Annotated in this window: 15 protein-coding genes; 10 read left to right on the top strand and 5 right to left on the bottom strand. The window is 59.6% G+C overall.

What is annotated here, in order from left to right; translation table 11 throughout:
- The first annotated feature begins 74 nt into the window (after window positions 1–74).
- The 6 genes from ACG33_RS16000 to ACG33_RS02800 are packed head-to-tail and all read left to right on the top strand — an operon-like array spanning window position 75 to window position 9,902.
- Window positions 75–251, top strand: coding sequence for a hypothetical protein (locus ACG33_RS16000; protein ID WP_157071644.1), 177 nt, complete (start codon window positions 75–77; stop codon window positions 249–251).
- Window positions 248–2,566, top strand: coding sequence for an AAA family ATPase (locus ACG33_RS02820; RefSeq protein ID WP_083536384.1), 2,319 nt, complete (start codon window positions 248–250; stop codon window positions 2,564–2,566). The genes ACG33_RS16000 and ACG33_RS02820 overlap by 4 nt, the downstream gene beginning before the upstream one ends.
- A 5-nt stretch (window positions 2,567–2,571) precedes the next feature.
- Window positions 2,572–4,368: an AIPR family protein gene (locus ACG33_RS02815; RefSeq protein ID WP_066918518.1), complete on the top strand. Its 1,797-nt coding sequence runs from the start codon at window positions 2,572–2,574 to the stop codon at window positions 4,366–4,368.
- A 10-nt stretch (window positions 4,369–4,378) separates the two neighbouring features.
- On the top strand, window positions 4,379–6,070 hold the full coding sequence (locus ACG33_RS02810) for a site-specific DNA-methyltransferase (protein ID WP_066918516.1): 1,692 nt from the start codon (window positions 4,379–4,381) through the stop codon (window positions 6,068–6,070).
- On the top strand, window positions 6,067–7,164 hold the full coding sequence (locus ACG33_RS02805; RefSeq protein WP_083536383.1) for a virulence RhuM family protein: 1,098 nt from the start codon (window positions 6,067–6,069) through the stop codon (window positions 7,162–7,164). The genes ACG33_RS02810 and ACG33_RS02805 overlap by 4 nt, the downstream gene beginning before the upstream one ends.
- Complete coding sequence (locus ACG33_RS02800; RefSeq protein WP_066918512.1) at window positions 7,161–9,902, top strand: DEAD/DEAH box helicase family protein; 2,742 nt, start codon at window positions 7,161–7,163, stop codon at window positions 9,900–9,902. Before ACG33_RS02805 ends, ACG33_RS02800 begins: the two co-directional genes overlap by 4 nt.
- A 490-nt stretch (window positions 9,903–10,392) precedes the next feature.
- Here the strand turns inward: ACG33_RS02800 and ACG33_RS02795 are convergent, their stop codons facing one another.
- Window positions 10,393–11,076, bottom strand: coding sequence for a hypothetical protein (locus ACG33_RS02795; RefSeq protein ID WP_066918510.1), 684 nt, complete (start codon window positions 11,074–11,076; stop codon window positions 10,393–10,395).
- Window positions 11,077–11,416: 340 nt separating this feature from the next.
- On the opposite strand from ACG33_RS02795, the gene ACG33_RS02790 reads away from it, so the two are divergent.
- Window positions 11,417–11,884, top strand: a complete 468-nt coding sequence (locus ACG33_RS02790; RefSeq protein ID WP_066918508.1) for a flavodoxin family protein — start codon at window positions 11,417–11,419, stop codon at window positions 11,882–11,884.
- 12 nt (window positions 11,885–11,896) lie between these two features.
- Here the strand turns inward: ACG33_RS02790 and trxC are convergent, their stop codons facing one another.
- From trxC to ACG33_RS02770, 4 genes are all read right to left on the bottom strand, one after another.
- Window positions 11,897–12,331, bottom strand: a complete 435-nt coding sequence (gene trxC / locus ACG33_RS02785; protein ID WP_066918506.1) for a thioredoxin TrxC — start codon at window positions 12,329–12,331, stop codon at window positions 11,897–11,899.
- Window positions 12,328–12,807, bottom strand: coding sequence for an OsmC family protein (locus tag ACG33_RS02780; protein ID WP_066918504.1), 480 nt, complete (start codon window positions 12,805–12,807; stop codon window positions 12,328–12,330). The genes trxC and ACG33_RS02780 overlap by 4 nt, the downstream gene beginning before the upstream one ends.
- Window positions 12,804–13,508 carry a Tll0287-like domain-containing protein gene (locus ACG33_RS02775; RefSeq protein WP_066918501.1) on the bottom strand — a complete coding sequence of 235 codons (705 nt, stop codon included), beginning with the start codon at window positions 13,506–13,508 and terminating at the stop codon, window positions 12,804–12,806. The genes ACG33_RS02780 and ACG33_RS02775 overlap by 4 nt, the downstream gene beginning before the upstream one ends.
- Before the next feature lie 202 nt (window positions 13,509–13,710).
- Window positions 13,711–14,055 (bottom strand): ArsR/SmtB family transcription factor, encoded by a 345-nt coding sequence (locus ACG33_RS02770; protein WP_083536382.1) that lies wholly within the window; start codon window positions 14,053–14,055, stop codon window positions 13,711–13,713.
- A 183-nt stretch (window positions 14,056–14,238) separates the two neighbouring features.
- On the opposite strand from ACG33_RS02770, the gene ACG33_RS02765 reads away from it, so the two are divergent.
- Genes ACG33_RS02765 through ACG33_RS02755 form a run of 3 tightly spaced genes read left to right on the top strand, consistent with a single transcriptional unit; the run spans window position 14,239 to window position 18,796 of the window.
- Window positions 14,239–14,442 (top strand): YgaP family membrane protein, encoded by a 204-nt coding sequence (locus ACG33_RS02765; protein WP_066918499.1) that lies wholly within the window; start codon window positions 14,239–14,241, stop codon window positions 14,440–14,442.
- A 2-nt stretch (window positions 14,443–14,444) separates the two neighbouring features.
- Window positions 14,445–15,575 (top strand): efflux RND transporter periplasmic adaptor subunit, encoded by a 1,131-nt coding sequence (locus ACG33_RS02760; RefSeq protein WP_157071643.1) that lies wholly within the window; start codon window positions 14,445–14,447, stop codon window positions 15,573–15,575.
- The gene (locus ACG33_RS02755) at window positions 15,572–18,796 is read left to right on the top strand and encodes an efflux RND transporter permease subunit (RefSeq protein WP_066918497.1); all 3,225 of its coding nucleotides are present in this window, start codon (window positions 15,572–15,574) and stop codon (window positions 18,794–18,796) included. Before ACG33_RS02760 ends, ACG33_RS02755 begins: the two co-directional genes overlap by 4 nt.
- The last annotated feature ends 40 nt before the right edge of the window (window positions 18,797–18,836 follow it).

Below are 18,836 nucleotides of genomic sequence, written 5' to 3'. Positions count from 1 at the left end.
GCAGGGGCGCGGTCTGAATTCGTACATCGCCTCGGTTGTGAAAGACAGCTACGCTAGGAAATGGTGAGGATGTCATGAAATCGCCGTCCGAGGAGTTGGTAGAGATCATTGCGCCTCAGTTAGTGGAGCGCCGTCTTCTGCTACCCGGTGATGCTGGAAAATACAAAGCCAAGATCGCTAGTGGCAGCATGAAGGCCGAGGACTGGCTGCTCGCCGTGGAGAAGGCGTCTAGCAAGGGAGAGGGCCAATGACGGTGCCTTCTCTGGCTGCTCTGCTAATTGAGAATCTCCGAGGCTCTGTTACGCCATTCAGGCTGGGATTCGAGAGAGGAAAAAAGCTCACTATCATCTACGGCGAAAACGGCACCGGAAAATCTACCGTATGCGATGCCTTTGATCTGTTGGGAAATGGAAACGTAGGGTCGCTCGATACCAGAGGTCTAGGCCAAACGAGGAGATATTGGCACTCCGTTGGCAAGAAGGCTGCTGATATCAAGGTGACGCTGGAGACGTCCTCGGGTGACTGCATTGTCGCTTTGGGGAAGGCTGATGTCTCCGTAAGCAATCAGGCGCTCCGCCCCAAGGTGGCAGTCCTGAGAAGAAGCGAAATACTAAGGTTGATTGAGGCAAAACCGGCCGATCGCTACAAGGAAATCAGTCGATTCGTGGATGTTTCCGGAGTGGAGGCATCCGAAGGTACATTGCGCGAATTGATTCGCAACAAGAGTTCTGAATTCAGCACGGCATCGACTCGTGTATCCGAGAACACGGAACAGATCGAAAGGCTTTGGATTGAGGCGGGAAGTCCCGCCCCCGGAGCCATCACATGGGCAGCGCAGGAGGTTCAGAAGGATAGGAGTCACCTCGGTCAACGAAAATCAGCTATTGATCGCATGATTGCTCTTTGGGACGGACTTGCTGCGCATCCGTCCAAGATTGCTGAGCTGGCTACCCAGCTCAGTAGTGCAGAAGACTCTTTGCAAGGGGCACATGCAGAACTGGCCGCACTGACAGAATCTGTCGCCAGCGACTACCTGGAAGTGCTGGACATTCTGAAGGCTGCGCAGGCTCATTTTCATAGGCATCCGAACCCTTCGGTCTGTCCTTTGTGCGAAAGCAGCGAGAAAGCGGCCGGCTTGGTCGAGGAAGTGAACAAGCGCATGCAGTCGCAGGGACTGTACGACAAGCTGGAAGCGGCGAAGAAGACCGTAGGAAGCCGGGAAACTGATGCCCAGCAAGCCAAGCAGCGATGGGAGGATGCAAAATCTGACGCCGCCAATGCTGCAGCGGCCCTCGAGAATTACTGTAACAGCGGCCAGGTTCCTGCTGACATGGAGATTCCTGCATTCCCTGTGCCCCCGGACACTGCGCAGTGGGAAGCGTGGAGGTCAGGCCATCAAGGTAAACGGGATAAGTGGAAGAGCATTTCCGACGCTTGCGTGGCCGACGAGAGGTACGTCGCCGCTCTCCGAGGGGCGCTGACGGCACTACAGAACAATGAGAAGCGCGCGAAAGATCTCGAAGCGCTGATTCCTCGTTTGATGAAGACCCTGGAACTGGTCGAGAACGAACGCAGGAAGTTCACGGATGGAATCCTGGAGGCGATATCAAACCGGGTCGGTGTGCTGTATGAGGCAGTGCATCTGGGCGAAGGGCTGAACAAGATCGGCTTGGCAATGGATGCCGCCAAGCGCGCATCACTGGAAATATCAACCGAGTTCTGCGGTCAGCAGGATGCACCGCCCCAAGCCTATTTCAGCGACTCCCACCTTGACACGCTTGGCCTCTGTGTCTTTCTCGCCCTGGCGGAGAGAGAAGTGCCAGAGGAGAAGATTCTGGTACTTGATGATGTGCTCGGGAGCGTCGACGAACCGCACGTTGATCGCATTGTCGAGATGCTCTATGAGGAAACCAGCAAGTTTCGGCACTGCCTGATTACGACCCATTACGGACCGTGGCGGCATAAGTTCAGATGGGGTTGGCTGAAGAGCGGGCAATGCCAGTTCCTCGAACTCGTCCGCTGGTCGTTCAGCTCGGGGATTTCGCATAGCCGCAGCATCCCGGAGACCGAAAGGCTGCGGCAATTGCTTGGCGAGTCATCTCCGGATCACCAAGCGATCTGTGCCAAATCAGGCGTGATTCTGGAAGCTGTTCTGGACTTCCTTACTCAGCTGTATGAATGCAGCGTTTCGAGGCGCGCCGGCGCCACGTATACGCTTGGCGATCTGTTGCCTGCCGTGGACAGCAAGCTGAAGAAGGCGTTGCGCGTTGAGCACCGGCAGGAAGATCCGTCAGGGACGGTAAACTACATTGAAAAGAGGCTTGAACCACACCTAAGCGAACTTGCGCGCATAGCCCAGGTTCGGAATGTCACTGGATGTCATTTCAATGCTTTGTCCTTCGCGCTTCTCGACAGCGACTCGATAGCGTTCGGGAAGGAAGTTCTCACCCTGATCGACGCGCTGGTGGATCACGACGTCGGTTGGCCCCGGAACGATAGGTCCGGAAGCTACTGGGCCACGACCGGGGAGACCCGTCGTCTGCATCCTCTGAAGAAGCCGAGTTGAGTGACATGCCAGCGCTTGAGCCTCACTACATGGCAATCCTGCAGAAGATCCTGGCGGAACGCTTCGTGCCTCTCCTTCCACCCCTCTTGGGAGCAGGGAAGCCGGAGGAACAAGCCGCAAAGCAGCTTTCGCGTGCTTTCAGTGCCTTTGCGTTGAACAAGCTGCTCAACCTTGCTCCCAAAGATGCAGCAGCATCCGTCGTGGATGACTTCAACGACAAGGGGTTGGATGCGATCCACTACCATGCGCCAACACAAACGCTGTATCTGCTGCAGACCAAGCTGAAGGAATCCGAGCAGTTCAAACAGGACGAAGCCCAGTCGTTCTGCAGCGGCGTTCGCTTTTTGTTGAAGCAGGATTTCACAAGTTTCAACGAGAACGTCCAGAATCGCAAGGCCGAGATTGAAAGCGCGCTCGATGTATGCAGTCATATTAAACTGGTTGTTCCCTATACCGGGGACAGCGTATCCAAGTCCGCTATCGACGCGCTGCAACTGCTGCTAGAAGACGATGATCTCGACGAAGAGCGTCTCGACAAGCAAGTGGAGTATTACGCTGCAGCCGAGATCACGCGAGATCTGCTGGCGGAACAGGCCTATCCGCCCGTTCACACCGACATCGCCTTGCAGAAGCACGTTAGGATCGAATCCCCCCGCACGACGTACTATGGAATTGCCCGCTTGGCCGATCTGGCTACGCTGCACAAGGACAAGGGGAAAGCGCTCTATGAGCGCAATATCCGCTACTTCCTCGGCAGCAGCCGATCCGATGTCAACAGGGCCATCAAGGCAACCTTGCGCGACGATCCGGGCAGCTTCTTCTACCTCAATAACGGAGTGACGGCAGTCTGCGACGATATTGAGCCGAAGGGCAAGAATCCCGGAAACGGTTTCAGGAAATTCAAGGTGCGCGGTCTGTCCGTCATCAATGGCGCGCAGACGGTCGCGTCGGCAGCCGAGTTTGTGGCCCAGCATCCAGGCAGCAGCATAGAGGATGCCAAGGTGATGCTCACCCTGATCAAGGCACCGGCGGATGGCCCGTTCGGCAAGCGCGTTACCAAGGCCCGTAACCACCAGAATCCGGTGCAGACGGCGAACTTCGCCTCGCTGGACGAGAATCAGGAGCGATTGCGGCAGGAAATTGCCCATCTCGGATTCGCCTACCACTATCGTCCCGAAGCATCGGCGACCGGACCCAATGCTGTTTCGCTCGACGAGGCGCTGCGTGTGCTCGCCTCGCGGCAGGATGATCCGCGCTATGCCGTTTGGCTCAAGAGTGAACCAGCGCGGCTAGCCAACCCGGAATCCGCCGAATACCAGACTCTGTTCCCGGCTACTCTCACGGGTACTGCCTTGGTCAATGCGGTGTTGTGCCACCGGGCTATCCGCGCGCTGGTAGTGGATTACGAACAGAAGGCGGCAGCGCGCAGCCAAGAGAAGTTGATTTACCGCCACGCCATTCATGTCATCACGACAGTGACCATGAAGCGCTTGCGCCAACGTATCAGTGCCACGGCGGCCATCGACCAAGGTAAGATTCCTGAACTGCTTAGCCAACCACTCGATCAGTTGCGGCAGCAGACATTCGATCTTGGGCAGCAAAGGCTGCTCTATCAGGGGCCACTGGCTTACTTCCGCAATCAGGGCAGCGTCGCGTCGTTTTTGGCCGATTTGATGGAGACGCACTTCGCGTTGGACAACGACCGGGCGATAGCTCCACTACGCAATATTCAGAATGCGGCGGACGTGTATCCGCGCAAGCGCTTGATAGACTACTTGTCGAGCAAAGCACCACAGATTTAAGAGTGATGCTGTGAGCAAGCAGAAACTAGAACTGACATGGATAGGTAAGGACAGACGGCCAAAGCTGGAGCCGAGAATCCTACTCGAAGATCCCGCGAAGTCCTATCATGCGAAGCATCGTGTGACGGAGAACGACCTGTTCGACAACCGACTGATCTTCGGGGACAACCTGCTGGCATTGAAGGCGCTGGAAGCGGAGTTCGCGGGCAGGGTGAAGTGCGTGTTCATAGATCCGCCCTACAACACGGGCAGTGCGTTTGCTCAATACGACGACGGGCTGGAGCATTCCATCTGGCTGGGGTTGATGCGCGACCGGCTGGAGATCATCAAGCGGCTGCTGGCGAACGATGGCTCGCTGTGGATCACGATTGATGACAATGAGGCTCACTATCTAAAGGTGTTGTGTGATGAGGTGTTTGGGCGAGCGAACTTTGTTGCGAACATCGTTTGGCAATCAAAGGATACGCCTGGAAACAACGCTTCTACGATTGCACAGACGCACAACATGCTTCTTGTCTTCAGGAGGTCCGAGTCATGGAAGCCATTCTTGGTTCCGCGAAGCGAGAAACAGATTGCTAACTACAAGAACCCTGATGAGGACTCACGGGGTCCTTGGCTTGGTACGCCACTGACACGGGCAGAGTTTCGTGAACGAGATTACTACGCGCTAACCAATGATGCTGGTCGTCGAGTATTTCCACCCAAAGGCAGTTCATGGCGCAGACCGCCGGGCGAAATCAAGAAACTTCAAAGTGAGAAACGTATTTATTGGGGGAAAGACGGGAATGCAGAGTTTCCTGTTGAGAAGAAGTTTCTGTCGGAAGTGAAAAGTGGCGTAGTTCCACAGACATGGTGGCCGTATGAGTTTGCGGGAAGTACCCGCAACGCCAGCGCAGAAATGAAAGGCTTGTTCGCAGGCGAAAAGGCTTTCGATACACCTAAGCCTGAAAAAATCATTCAGCGAGTTATAGAAGTAGCAACTCTCTCAGGCGACCTCGTTCTCGACTCCTTCGCCGGTTCCGGCACAACAGGCGCTGTCGCGCACAAGATGGGCCGCCGCTGGATCATGGTGGAGCTGGGTGAGCACATCCACACGCACATCCTCCCGCGCCTGAAGAAGGTGATTGATGGCGAAGACAAGGGCGGAATTACCGAGAGCGTGGGCTGGCGGGGCGGTGGCGGGTTCCGCTACTACAAACTCGCGCCCAGCCTCATCGTGAACGATCGTTGGGGCAATCCCGTCATCAATCCGGCCTACAACTCGGCGCAGCTGGCAGAGGCGCTGGCCAAGCTGGAAGGCTTTGCCTACGCGCCGTCGGAAACGCGCTGGTGGCAACACGGCCACAGCAGCGAGCGGGATTTCATCTATGTCACCACACAGAACCTTTCCGCAGAGCAGTTGCAGGCGCTGGCCGAGGAAGTGGGCGCGGAGCAAAGCCTGCTGGTGTGCTGCTCGGCCTTTCACGGCGTGACGGCGGCGAAGACGGCAGAACGCTGGCCGAACCTGACGCTGAAGAAGATTCCGAAGATGGTGCTGGCCCGCTGCGAATGGGGGCATGACGACTACAGCCTGAACGTGGCGAATCTGCCGATGGCGGCGCCCGAACCGGAAACGCTCTCCTTCCACGCCCCACCCACGCGCGGGAAAGGGCGAAAAACAGCGCCCGAGCTGGACCTGTTTGGCGGCGAGGGGGTGGAATGAGCAAAGACAAGGAAATTGCCCGGCAGCCTGCTGGACAAATGGTCGGGCAAGGCGAGTTCCTGCTCTACCAGACGGAGGATGCCCAGACGCGCATCCAGCTTCGGCTGGATGAAGGTACGGTCTGGATGAGCCAGAAGCAGCTGGCCGACCTGTACCAGGTTAGGGTTCCGACCATCAATGCGCACCTTAAAAACCTGTTCCGGGACGGGGAGTTGGCAGCGGATCGAACTATTAGGAAATTCCTAATAGTTGCCCGCGAAGGGACGCGGGCCGTGGAACGGCTGGTCGATCACTACAATCTCGAGGTGATCTTGCACTTGGGGTACCGGGTGCGTTCGCATCGGGGCGCGCAGTTCCGGCGATGGGCGACGGAACAGTTGAAAAGCTATCTGGGAAAGGGCTTTTTGCTCGACGACGAACGCTTCAAGGGCGAGCAGGACAGCGGCTATTTCGAGGAACTGCTGGCGCGTATCCGCGACATCCGTTCTTCCGAGAAGGAGTTCTGGCGCAAGGTGCTGGACATTTACGCCACCAGCATCGACTACGATCCCCACGCGGAAACCTCACAGCAGTTCTTCGCCACCGTGCAGAACAAGATGCACTGGGCCGCGCATGGTCACACCGCCGCCGAACTGATCGTGCAGCGCGTGGATGCGCAGGCGCCGCACATGGGGTTGACCAGTTGGGCGGGTGCCTCCAGGGGTGCGCCGGTGCGCAAGGCCGATGTGGGCGTCGCAAAGAACTACCTCAACGCGGAAGAACTGGACACGCTCAACCGCATCGTGACGGCCTACATCGAAGTGGCCGAATTGCAGGCACAGGCGCGGCAGCCGATGACCATGCGGGATTGGGCCAAGGAACTGGATGACTTCCTGCGATTGACGCGCAAGGACATCCTGACCAACGCGGGGACAGTTTCCGCCGAGGCTGCCTTGTCGAAGGCGCAGGCAGTGTATGCCGAATACCAGCAGCAGATACGCGCACTGCCTTCTCAGGCGGAAAAGGACTTCGAGGCGGCGATTGCGCAGCCGGTGAAGCGGATCGAAAAGAGCAGGAAAGCCTTGCCGAAGAAGAGACCTGGAGGCGAGGAATGAGCGACCGGGTGCAGAACCATGTGACCGGGCGGCTTTCCCTGCGCCCGCCGCAGACGGAATCGCTGGTGCGACTGAAGCGGGCACTGGACACCGCGCCTGAGCTGCTCACCCACGAGCGCGACGTGGCGGCGGTGCTGGCGACGCTCAAGGCGCAGTTCACGACGCTGGAGGACTTCGAGCGCGAGTTCCCGTCGCTGTGCTTTGCGCTGGCCACGGGTGTAGGCAAGACGCGACTGATGGGCGCATTCATCGCCTACCTGCACCTGGCGCATGGCATCAACAACTTCTTCGTACTCGCGCCGAATTTGACCATCTACAACAAGCTGATTGCGGACTTCACACCGAATACGCCGAAGTATGTATTCAAGGGGATTGGCGAATTTTTGGTCAATGCCCCCAGGGTCATTACCGGGGATGACTACGATCAGCAGAACCTCACAGGCGGAGAGCTGTTCGGCGAGGTTCACGTCAATATTTTCAATATATCCAAGATCAACTCCGAAGTGCGCGGCGGCAAGGAGCCGCGCATCAAGCGGATGCGCGAAGTGCTGGGCGATAGCTACTTCAACCGTCTGGCAAATCTGCCAGATCTGGTGCTGTTGATGGATGAATCGCACCGTTACCGGGCCAGCGCCGGTGTGCGCGCCATCAACGAGTTGAAACCGCTGTTCGGCCTTGAAGTCACCGCGACGCCGTTCGTGGAATCCAGTCGCGGTCCCGTGCCGTTCAAGAACGTGGTGATGGACTACCCACTGGCGCGGGCAATGGAGGATGGTTTCGTCAAGGAGCCGGCGGTCATAACCCAGCGCAATTTCGATGCCAGGTCTCACACGCCAGATGAGATTGAGAAGACCAAGCTGGAAGACGGCGTGCGCCTGCACGAAACCACCAAGGTCGAATTGCTTACTTACGCTCGCGAGAGCGGTCTGAAGCCAGTGAAGCCGTTCATGCTGGTAATCGCTCGCGACACCACGCACGCGGGGCAACTGCTGGCGCTGCTGGAGTCCGAGGCCTTCTACGAAGGACGCTACAAGGGCAAGGTGATCCAGGTCGATTCCAGCCGCAGCGGCGCAGAAGAGGAAGCGATGATTACGCGCCTGCTGGCTGTGGAGAGCGTGGACGAGCCAACCGAGATCGTCATTCACGTCAACATGCTCAAGGAAGGCTGGGACGTGACCAATCTCTACACTATCGTCCCGTTACGCGCGGCCAATGCCCGGACACTGATCGAGCAGAGCATCGGGCGAGGCCTGCGTCTGCCTTACGGCAGGCGTACCGGCGTGGCGGCCGTGGACCGGCTCAATATCGTGGCCCATGACCGCTTTCAGGAGATCATCGACGAAGCCAACCGTGGCGATTCGCCGATCCGGTTGAAGCAGGTCATCCTGGAAGCGCCGGATTCCGATGACCAGAAGGTCAGCGTTCAGGTGGAATCCAGCGCATCGCTGCGGCTGGGATTTTCGGGATGGCCGGTTCGGGAGATTGGCCCGGGGCCAGCATCCACGCCCGGCGGTTCCTCCGCGGAACCAGCGCCTGCCTTCACGACCGAAGCCGAGAAGCAGGCCGCGCGAGTTGCCTTGGAGATCATCGGCAAGTACGAATCCAGGCCGGACCTGGTGCCGACCAGTGGCGCCCTTCTCAAGCCGGAGGTTCAGAAGGAAATCGCGGCTGAAGTCTCTGCGCGGCTGAAACCGATTCAGGGAAATCTGTTGACCGGCGCAGATTCGGCCACGCCGCCCGTCGACATCTCGGCTGTCGTAGCCAAGACCGCGGAAGTCGTTGCGCAGCAGACTATCGATATTCCCCGCATTGCGGTTGTTCCTGCTGGCGAGGTCACGACCGGCTTTCATCCGTTTATGCTGGACGTGAGCCAGCTTCATTTGCAGCCCGGCCAGCGCGAGATCGTGGGTCAGATGCTGCGCACCAACGAGCAGTTCACGCTCGCCAGCGAAATCGGCCTCAAGGAGCAACGCCCTGAGGACTACATCGTCCACGCCCTGGTCGATTTCGACGATATCGACTATTTCACCCATTCGGAGCTGCTTTACGACCTGGCCGGCCAGATGGTGAAGCACCTGCACAGCTACCTTTCTGAGTCGGAGGCCGTCAGCGTACTGGACCGGGATCGCCGGCTGATCGCGCGGGAAATCCATGCCCAGATGATGGCCCACTTCTGGGAGTCCGCGACCCGTTACGAAGCGCAGGTCAGTCGCGGGTTCACGGAACTGAAGCCGTGCAACTACACGGTCACTGCCGGTCAGGCCATCCAGAACTACCGGGAAACCATCACCGAGTTGAGTCGCATCAAGCAGATGCTGTTTGGCGGATTCTCGAAGTGTCTTTATCCGGTGCAGAAGTTCGATTCGGACACAGAGCGGCGCTTTGCCGTGATTCTGGAGCGGGATGCCTTGAAGTGGTTCAAGCCGGCGAAAGGGCAGTTCCAGATTTACTACAAGCTCGGAACCGAGCAGCCGGAGTACGTGCCTGACTTCGTGGCAGAGACGGATACGGTAACCCTCATGGTTGAAACCAAGGCCAGGGGCGAAATCAATACCCAAGAAGTACAGGCCAAGGCCGCCGCTGCGGTGCGCTGGTGCAAGTACGCGTCGGAACACGCTGCGGCAGTTGGCACCAATCCGTGGAAGTACCTGCTGATACCCCACGACGACATTGGCGAAGCGAAAAGGCTCTCGGATTTCCTGCGGTATGAGATCAGAGGCAAGACGGAATTGGGCTAGAATGTCCCGTCGGTGAGCGCGACAGAGCTTCGTCGAGCCCGCCTGAGCTTTGTTGAGATTCGAGATTGCCCCGGGCTAGGCTCATGACGGTATTTCTTACGGTACCGACTTACGCCGACCGGGAAATTCTCTCGTCAGGTCATGTGGTTGGGATGCCGGTTCGAGTCCCTCCCTTCCACCATATGCACCTGGCCCTTATAAATCAGCGGCTTACAAGAGCTATACCAGCCGATATGGTGACTGCCGAAGGACTTGATGGGCCGGCTTGCGCCAGAAGCCGCGATCATTCCGGGCGAAGCCCCGCTCCCGCAGCCCGATCCCGTAGCCCGCAGTCCGCAGTCCGCAGTCCACCCCCGGTCAAATACCGGCGCGCTGCGGCTGGTCACCCCGACTGCAAACAGATGCTCGCAGTAGGAGAACCCGCAGACGCCGAGGTGCTGCCCCCAGGTTATGAAGGCGAAGCGGCCACGGCCGTCGGGCAGCTTGGCATCTATGTCGGTATTCGGCCGCCACGATGCGGCACGCGCGCCACGAACAAGCCGATCACCGGGTGGTCCGGCAACACTTCCAGAATACGAGTCTTGCCTACCTTGTAGTGCTTGCCGGAAGTCAGCACGTCGTCGAACAGCACGATCTGATCCCGCACTGGTGAGGTCAACTGCGTGGCGTCGATCCGGGTGATGGCCAGCAGCGCTTTGTAATGACATCGGTCGCCGTGGCTTCGATGGTCGGGATTCGTGCTGCGGGTCTGGCGCAGCAGGCAACGGATGTCGGCATCTGCGTACCCGAGTTCTCGTGCTGGCGGGCTGGCGAAAGCCATCCACAGCGTGCGCTCCAGGCGATCGCAATGATCCGGATCGCCAACGACCTTCGAAGGGGGTATCGGCACGAATGTCAGGTGCGCGACGTCGGCCGGGCCGAATTGCCGCCGAAGACCTGCGGCGATGTCGCGAATGGCCAGGTTCTTGTAGCGCTGGAGCTGTGAGGCATGCGCACTGGACGCGATCTCCCCAGGCGTTCTCTTGTAATTGGCGATGAGATCATTTGTCGGGCTGGCTTCGAAACCCGCACCCGCGTCGAATTCGCCAAAGAAAAGGCACCGATCGGCTTGCTCCAGGAAGCTGTGCGAGTGTCGGCTGGTCTCGTCGATCCATGTGAGACGTTGCGGCAGCAAGAGATATCCTTATCTCCTCGAATCATTCGACCCGGTCGTCCGGCCAGGGCAACACACTCGCGGGATTCCTCGTGCGGGTTCAAGTCCGGGCTCGCAAGTCCGGGCTCTTCACTGGAATGAAAAGTCATCCAGCTGCAAGGCATCCACGTCCTGTGCAGGTTACCGCGAAGTCTATCAGCGCCTTGCTGCACCGTCACCGGCCAGGCACCAAAAAGGCTTACTCCACTGGCATGTGACGGTGGCACCGCAAAAGGGCGCGATTCATGATGGTGCGCTGCAACGTCATCCATGATCCCGAATCTGTATTCTATGCTTCAGTGCCCGCCAATGGAGCGACCAAATGACAACCCCCCGTATTCTGCTGATCTATGGCGGCCATGAAAGCGGGCGCACCTATGAACTTGTCGAGGCAGTGAAGCAGGGTCTCGAGCAATCTGGTGAAACGATCGAACTGCGCTCCTTGCCCGCCCTGACGGCAGGCGTAGATGATCTGTTGTGGGCGCAGGGATTGATCATCGCCACACCCGAGCACTTCGGCTACATGTCAGGCGCGGTCAAGGATTTCCTCGACCGAACGTTCTATCCGACGCAAGATAAAGTCAACGGGCTACCCTACGCACTGGTCGTCAGCGCCGGCAACGACGGCACCGGCGCCGTGAACTCCATCGAGCGTATCGTGCCGGGGTATCGCTGGAAAAGGATCAGCGAACCGATCATCGTCGTCGGCGACATCGGCGATGACGACCGCCGACGCTGCAATGAACTGGGCCAATCGATGGCTGCCGGCGTCGCACTCGGCATCTTCTGATGCCTCTGGCGTTCAAACGTGAGCTTGCACCCAACGGACGATATCGGCAGTGCCCATGGCACCGGACTGACGGGCTTGCTCACGGCCGCCTCGGAACAGCACCAGGGTGGGAATGCTGCGGATCTGGAAGCGGCTGCCCAGCACCGGTTGCGCCTCGGTATCGATCTTGGCCAGCCGGACCTGAGGCTCCAGCCGCGCAGCCGCCGCCTCGAAATGCGGCGCCATCGTGCGGCAGGGACCGCACCACGGCGCCCAGAAATCCACCACCAGCGGCAGATCGCTTTTGACGGCATGGGCAGCGAAGGCCGCTTCGTCCAAGGCCACTGGATGACCTTCGAACAGCGCACGGTGGCAGCCGCCGCAGCGCGGCGCATCGCCAAGACGCGTCGACGGCAGGCGGTTGACTGCGTGGCAATGAGGGCATGCCACCTGCAGGGTCTGGCTCATGAGGTCGCTACGCTCCCGCTCTGATCGTGTATTACTCTGCCTTCGGCATCCTGAATCATCACTTGCACATCGATGCCGGCGCGCACGCTCTGAGTGACTACGCAGAAATTCTCGAACTGCTCGAGAATACGCGGTAGTTGCTGGTAGTCCGCCGCGGCATCAGCCAACTGCAAGATCACCTGTGCCGTCGGAATCCGCCAGCGCCCATCGGCATTGCGCTCAGTCGCCGCACTGATCGTCGCCCGCAACTTGCCCGGCGTGTTCTTGAACTTGCGCAACGAGAACAGCAGGCTGGCAGCCATACAATTGACGATTGCCGTCAACAGTAAGCGCGAGGGATTCGGCCCCTGATCCTTGCCCAGCGGCGGCGGCTCATCGGTGAGCAGCGGCGCCAGCGACGTCTCGTCGAAGCTCACGCGGAAGGCGTAATCCTCCTGCTGCTCCAGAGTAATCCGAATCGGTTCCGACCCACTCATCTAGCATCTCCTCGATGACGATCACTTCCATCCTGCGCAGCGCCGGGCAGCACCTCGACCCATAATGCGCCACGAAGATCGCCTATCTCGAAACCGGTCGCGGCATCGCCGGGATAATGCCGGGCAATCGCCTCGCGGACGGACGGTGCCACGGCGCTACCGTGACAGGCCAGGCAGCCTGTTTCGGTCTCGATGCCGCGAATCATGCGCAAAACGACACCGTCCGGCAGCCCGTCACGCTGCACCATGACCTGCTCTGCCGCGGCTCCACCGCGTTCCACTGCGGCCTGGAAGTCCTGTAGCGCCCCGAGCTGCCAGCCATCGGCCGCTTGTCGGGGATTACGATTACGGCCCGGCAACGCCACTCGTCCGAGGCGCACGCCATGTTCGAGCATGACCTGCTCGGCAATCTGCGGCGCGGCGATCTTGCAGACATCGACCGCTGCCTCCACCCCATCGCTCTGTATGGCCTGTTGCAAGGTGCCGCGTAACTTTCCGCTGAAATCCAGCGCCGCCGCCCTGGCGCGAACCTCCGGATCGCGCCCATCGGGATTCGCCGTCGTCACGATCGGCGTATCGGCATCGCTTCCGATATCGGGCTTCATTGCGTTCGGCTCCAAGGCGGCATCGGCGCAGCCCGCCAATACCAACAGGGCGGCTCCAGCCGGCGCCAGCCGCCTCCGGTACGAGGACTTCATCATCCGATCTCCTCTTTTTAATCTATGGATTCAGGCACGCTCAGCCTGCCGCTCGACGACGAAACGATATCGGCACATCGTCGTCCGGATCCCGCAGTCCAGATCGCCGACACCGGTTTGCGCCGCGCATCCCTGCCCTGGCTATACCGTTTCGGTCTTCGTCGACTCTGAAACTGCTGCCCGCCAAATCTTTACATCGGCTACATCAACGTTCGCAAAACTCGTCGTAAAGAACCTCGATGATCCGTGTCGCGGCGCCCGGCGGCAACGCATACCGGATACTCTGTGACTCCCGTGTCGTCGTGACCACATTCGATTCGCGCAGCACGGCGAGATGCTGCGATAGCGCGGATTGGCTCAAATCCACCCGCTCGTTGAGTTCGCCCACTGTCAATGGTCCCGCCACCAGATTACACAGGATCACGAGCCGCTGCTCGTTGGCCAGCGCTTTCAGGAACGTCGCCGCTTCCTCGGCATGCGGCTTGATTTCATGCACCGATCCCGCAAGCCTCGCAGCGCGCCCCGTGCGCAAGGTGGCTCGTGCTGTCATGGCCTCTTTCCAACTCGATTGAACATTGTTTTATTCTAATTAACCTATTGCTAATTTTGCAAGTACTAATATAATTGCAATTGTTCCAGTACCCTTGTATCCCTGCCTGCATTCGTTCATTAGAATCGATGCCGACACGGGCAACCAGGTGCAGCCGTAGAACTTTCAACCGAGGTACGCGTCATGTCGATAGATCGAATCGTGCTTGCATTCGCCGGCGCCATGATCCTGGCGAGCATCGTACTTGGCTACTTCGTGAGCATCTACTGGCTGATCCTTGCCGGTTTCGTGGGCCTGAACCTGTTCCAGGCGGCTTTCACGGGTTTCTGCCCGCTGGCGATGATGCTGAAAAAGCTCGGCTGCAAGCCAGGCGCCGCATTTGCTTGATCATGCTTTACCTGACTCGCATCGCTGCCTGGGCAAGCATCGCGATGGCAGGGCTGCTCCTGTCCGGTTGCACAGATTCGAAACATTCTTCACCGTCTCCGCCGCCACTCACTCTCGAATCCATCATCCTCACACCGGTGCGCATGCCGCTGGAGCGCCGCCTCGATGGCCTCGTCGAGGCGGTCAACCAAAGCACTGTTGCAGCTCAGACGGCCGGCCGGGTGGATGCGGTTCTCTTCGATGTCGATGATTTCGTGCCGGCCGGCGCCGTCATCGTGCGTCTGCGCGCCGTGGAGCGCAGTGCGGGACTGCAGCAGGCGGAAGCGGCCCTGCGCGAGGCCGGCGCACATGAAGTCGAGGCGCAAAGCCGCTATCGGCGTATTGCCGGCCTGTATGAAGAAAAAGTCGTGGCCAGGGCGATATATGACGAGGCGACTGCCGCCCGCGATGCGGCGGTCGCACGAGCCGCCGCGGCCCGCGCTGCATTGGCCGGCGCACGGGAAGGCATCGCTTACACGGAAATCCGTGCCCCCTATGCAGGCATCGTCACCCGCCGCCATGTCGAGCCAGGCGAGACGGTCGGTCCCGGAACGCCATTGCTGAGCGGCATGTCGCTGCAACAGTTGCGTGTAACGGTGGATATTCCACAATCGATCGTCGAGCCGGTACGGCGCATCGGCAAAGCAGCCATCTATATCGGCGAGCGGCGCATGGAAGCCGGCAAGCTCACTCTGTTTCCGGAAGCTTCCGTGCCATCGAACACCTTCCGCGCGCGGATCGATCTACCGGAAAACTCGACAGATCTGCGTCCCGGCATGTTCGTGAAAGTCGCGCTGGTCGTCGGCGAGGCCGAGCGACTGCTCGTTCCTGCCCGCGCACTCGTCGAGCGCGGTGAAGTCACCGCGGTCTACGTGATCGCTGCCGATCAGCGCGCTTCCCTGCGTCAGATACGGCTTGGACATCGCTTCGAGGATCATCTCGAAGTACTTGCCGGCCTGGCAGCAGGCGAACGAATCGCGCTGGAGCCGTTCGCGGCAAGACATGGACATGGGTCTGTCCGGCCGAATTCCAGCCAGCCGCCCCCCGCCGGATCGGATTTAGCAGGGCCGGATTCACCGGATTCAGCCCGATGAGCGAACGACTTGGGCTCAGCGGCCGGATCGCGCGCCGGTTTCTCGACAATCAAATCACGCCATTGCTGGCAATAGGCGCGCTCCTGATGGGATTGTTCGCCGTGCTGGTGACGCCGCGCGAAGAAGAGCCGCAGATCGATGTCACCTTCGCCAATATTTTTGTACCCTTTCCCGGGGCCTCGGCCGTGCAAGTCGAGAATCTCGTCGCCTCGCCGTTGGAGAAAGTGCTCGGGGAGATATCCGGCGTCAAACATATCTCCTCGGTATCCCGCCCCGGCATGGCCGTCCTCAGTGTGCAATTCGAGGTCGGTGAACCCCGAACCGAGGCCATCGTCCGGCTCTACAATGCCATTTACTCCAATCAGGACTGGCAACCGGCCGATGCAGGCATTCTTCAGCCGCTGATCAAACCCAAAGGCATCGACGACGTTCCGATTCTCACCCTCACCCTGTGGACACAGGACACAACGCGAAGTGCCCATGAGTTGGGCCAAGTGGCCCGCTCCATCGAGGCGCAGATCAAACGCGCGCCCGGCACCCGCAATGTATATACCGTGGGCGATCCGCAAAGCGTGGTACGGGTGGAGCTCGATCCGCAGAAGCTGTCCGGTCACGGCCTGACTGTCGACGATCTGTTGCGTTCGCTGCAGGCGGCGAACATCGTGCGCCACGCCGGCACCCTGGTCGGCAACAATCAGACGACTCTCGTCGACGCCGGACAGTTCCTGGCGGATCGCGACGAGGTGGCTTCTCTGATCGTCGGCTCCGTCGACGGAAAACCGATATTTCTCGAAGATGTCGCCCGTGTCACCACCGGACCCGATCAGCCCGATGCATACGTATGGTTTGGAACCGGGCCGGGTGCCGCCGCCCGGGGATTACCGGAAATCGAGCATGCCCCCGCCGTCACGATCGCAGTCTCGAAAAAACCGGGAGAGAACGCCATCGATGTCGCCAACGGCGTCATCCGGCGCATCGAACAACTGAAGGGCAGTTACATACCGCAAGGGATCGAGGCCACGGTGACGCGCAACTACGGCGTCACCGCCAACGACAAGGCCAAGAAGCTCATTCAGAAATTGCTTTTGGCCACCACATCCGTGGTTTTGCTGGTCGTCCTGACAATGGGACGGCGCGAGGCTCTGGTGGTGGGCGCTGCAGTCATCGTGACACTCGCCGCCACGCTTTTCGCCTCATGGGCATGGGGTTTCACGATCAACCGAGTCTCGTTGTTCGCGCTTATATTCTCTATCGGTATCCTGGTCGATGACGCCATCGTGGTCGTCGAAAACATCCACCGTCATATGCGCCTCGAGGGCGCCCCCCTGCGCAAGATCATCCCGTATGCCGTAGACGAAGTCGGCGGACCGACCATTCTCGCAACCTTCACCGTCATCGCAGCCTTGTTGCCCATGGCCTTTGTCAGCGGCCTCATGGGTCCCTACATGAGCCCCATTCCCATCAACGCCAGTATGGGAATGCTCATTTCTTTAGCCGTCGCACTCGTCTTCACTCCCTGGCTTTGCCGTAAATTGCTGGAACATGCGCCGGGCCAGGACCAAGATGCCGCGGGCGGCGGGCTGCGCAGAGTCTTTGAACGGTTGCTGCACCCGTTTCTCGGCTCGGCATCCGCACGGCACCGTCGACATCGCCTGTATGCCGCCGTAGGCGGCGCCATCCTGATCGCGATGGGGCTCGTCGTCATACAACTCGTCGTGTTGAAGATGCTGCCCTTCGACGACAAATCCGAATTCCAGATCATCGTGAACCTGCCGGAGGGCACTACGCTTGAAACCACGGCACAGGTGCTCACCGAACTATCGCATGCCGTCGCGCAGACACCCGAGGTTAGCGACTATCAGGTATATGCCGGAACCGCGGCCCCGATCAACTTCAACGGCTTGGTGCGTCAGTATTACCTGCGCACGGGCGCCGAACTCGGCGACCTGCAAGTCAATCTCGTCGAACGGCATGACCGCTCGCGCAAGAGTCACGATATCGCGCGCGCCATCCGGCCGCAGCTTGCCGAGATCGGCAAGAAATACGGAGCCTCGGTGCAAGTCGTCGAAGTCCCTCCCGGTCCACCGGTGCTCGCGCCGCTGGTCGCCGAGATCTACGGCCCCGATCCGCAGGAGCGCCAGCGCCTAGCCGCCGGTATACGCAAAATATTCGAATCCACACCCGACATCGTCGATGTGGACGACAGTCTCGAAGCGCCGGCACAGCGATGGGTCGTAACGGTGGATCGTCAAAAAGCGGCGCTTCTCGGCGTTTCACAGCATCAGATCGTACAGACGCTCTCCACTGCGCTTTCCGGGACGGATGCGACCTACATACACGGTGGCCACGAACACTCGCCCATCCCGGTTCGGCTCGAGTTGGGCATCCCCGACAAGGCGAACCCCGATGCCGCGCTGTCATTCGAAGTACGCGCCGCGGACGGCACCACCCTGCCGCTCTCCGAACTGGTGACGATCTCCGCCACACGCCGGGATGCAGCCATCCATCACAAGGATCTCCTGCCGGTGACTTATGTCACGGGCGACATGGCGGGACGGCTCGACAGTCCGCTTTACGGGATGTTTTCCATGGTCGGGCGCATCAACCACGATCCGCCCGATGGAATCCGCATCCAGCAACGATTCGTGAGTCAGCCGGACGACGCCGACGTGCCGGCGATCAAATGGGACGGTGAATGGCAGATCACCTACGAAACCTTTCGCGATATGGGTATGGCTTACTCGGTCGGTCTGATCCTGATCTATCTGCTGGTGGTCGCACAATTTCGCTCATATGCGCTACCGCTCATCATCATGGTACCGATTCCGCTCACCATCATCGGCGTCATGCCCGGGCATGCCTTGCTCGGCGCGGAATTTACCGCCACTTCGATGATCGGCATGATCGCGCTCGCCGGTATCATTGTGCGCAATTCGATCCTGCTCGTGGACTTCGTCGATGGAGAACTGCGTGCCGGTGCAAGCCCCGAGGATGCCGTGATTCGCGCCGGCGCAATTCGCGCCAAGCCCATCGCGCTGACTGCAGTGGCCGCCATGGCGGGTGCCTTCTTCATTCTCGATGATCCGATTTTCAATGGGCTGGCCGTGTCGCTAATCTTCGGCATTCTGGTGTCGACCGTACTCACCTTGGTGGTGGTCCCGGTCCTCTACTACGCCTACCTGGAGCGCAACCCGACGCACCTGATGCAGCAGGAGTCGTGAACGCAGTGCAGGTCGTCATCGAGGCGCCGGCGGATGGCAG

Origin of the sequence: Steroidobacter denitrificans, assembly GCF_001579945.1 — a bacterium.
In the GTDB taxonomy this organism is placed as follows: Bacteria; Pseudomonadota; Gammaproteobacteria; order Steroidobacterales; family Steroidobacteraceae; genus Steroidobacter; species Steroidobacter denitrificans.
Note: the sequence above shows the minus strand (reverse complement) of the source record. Positions and strands in the feature narration are given on the sequence as shown.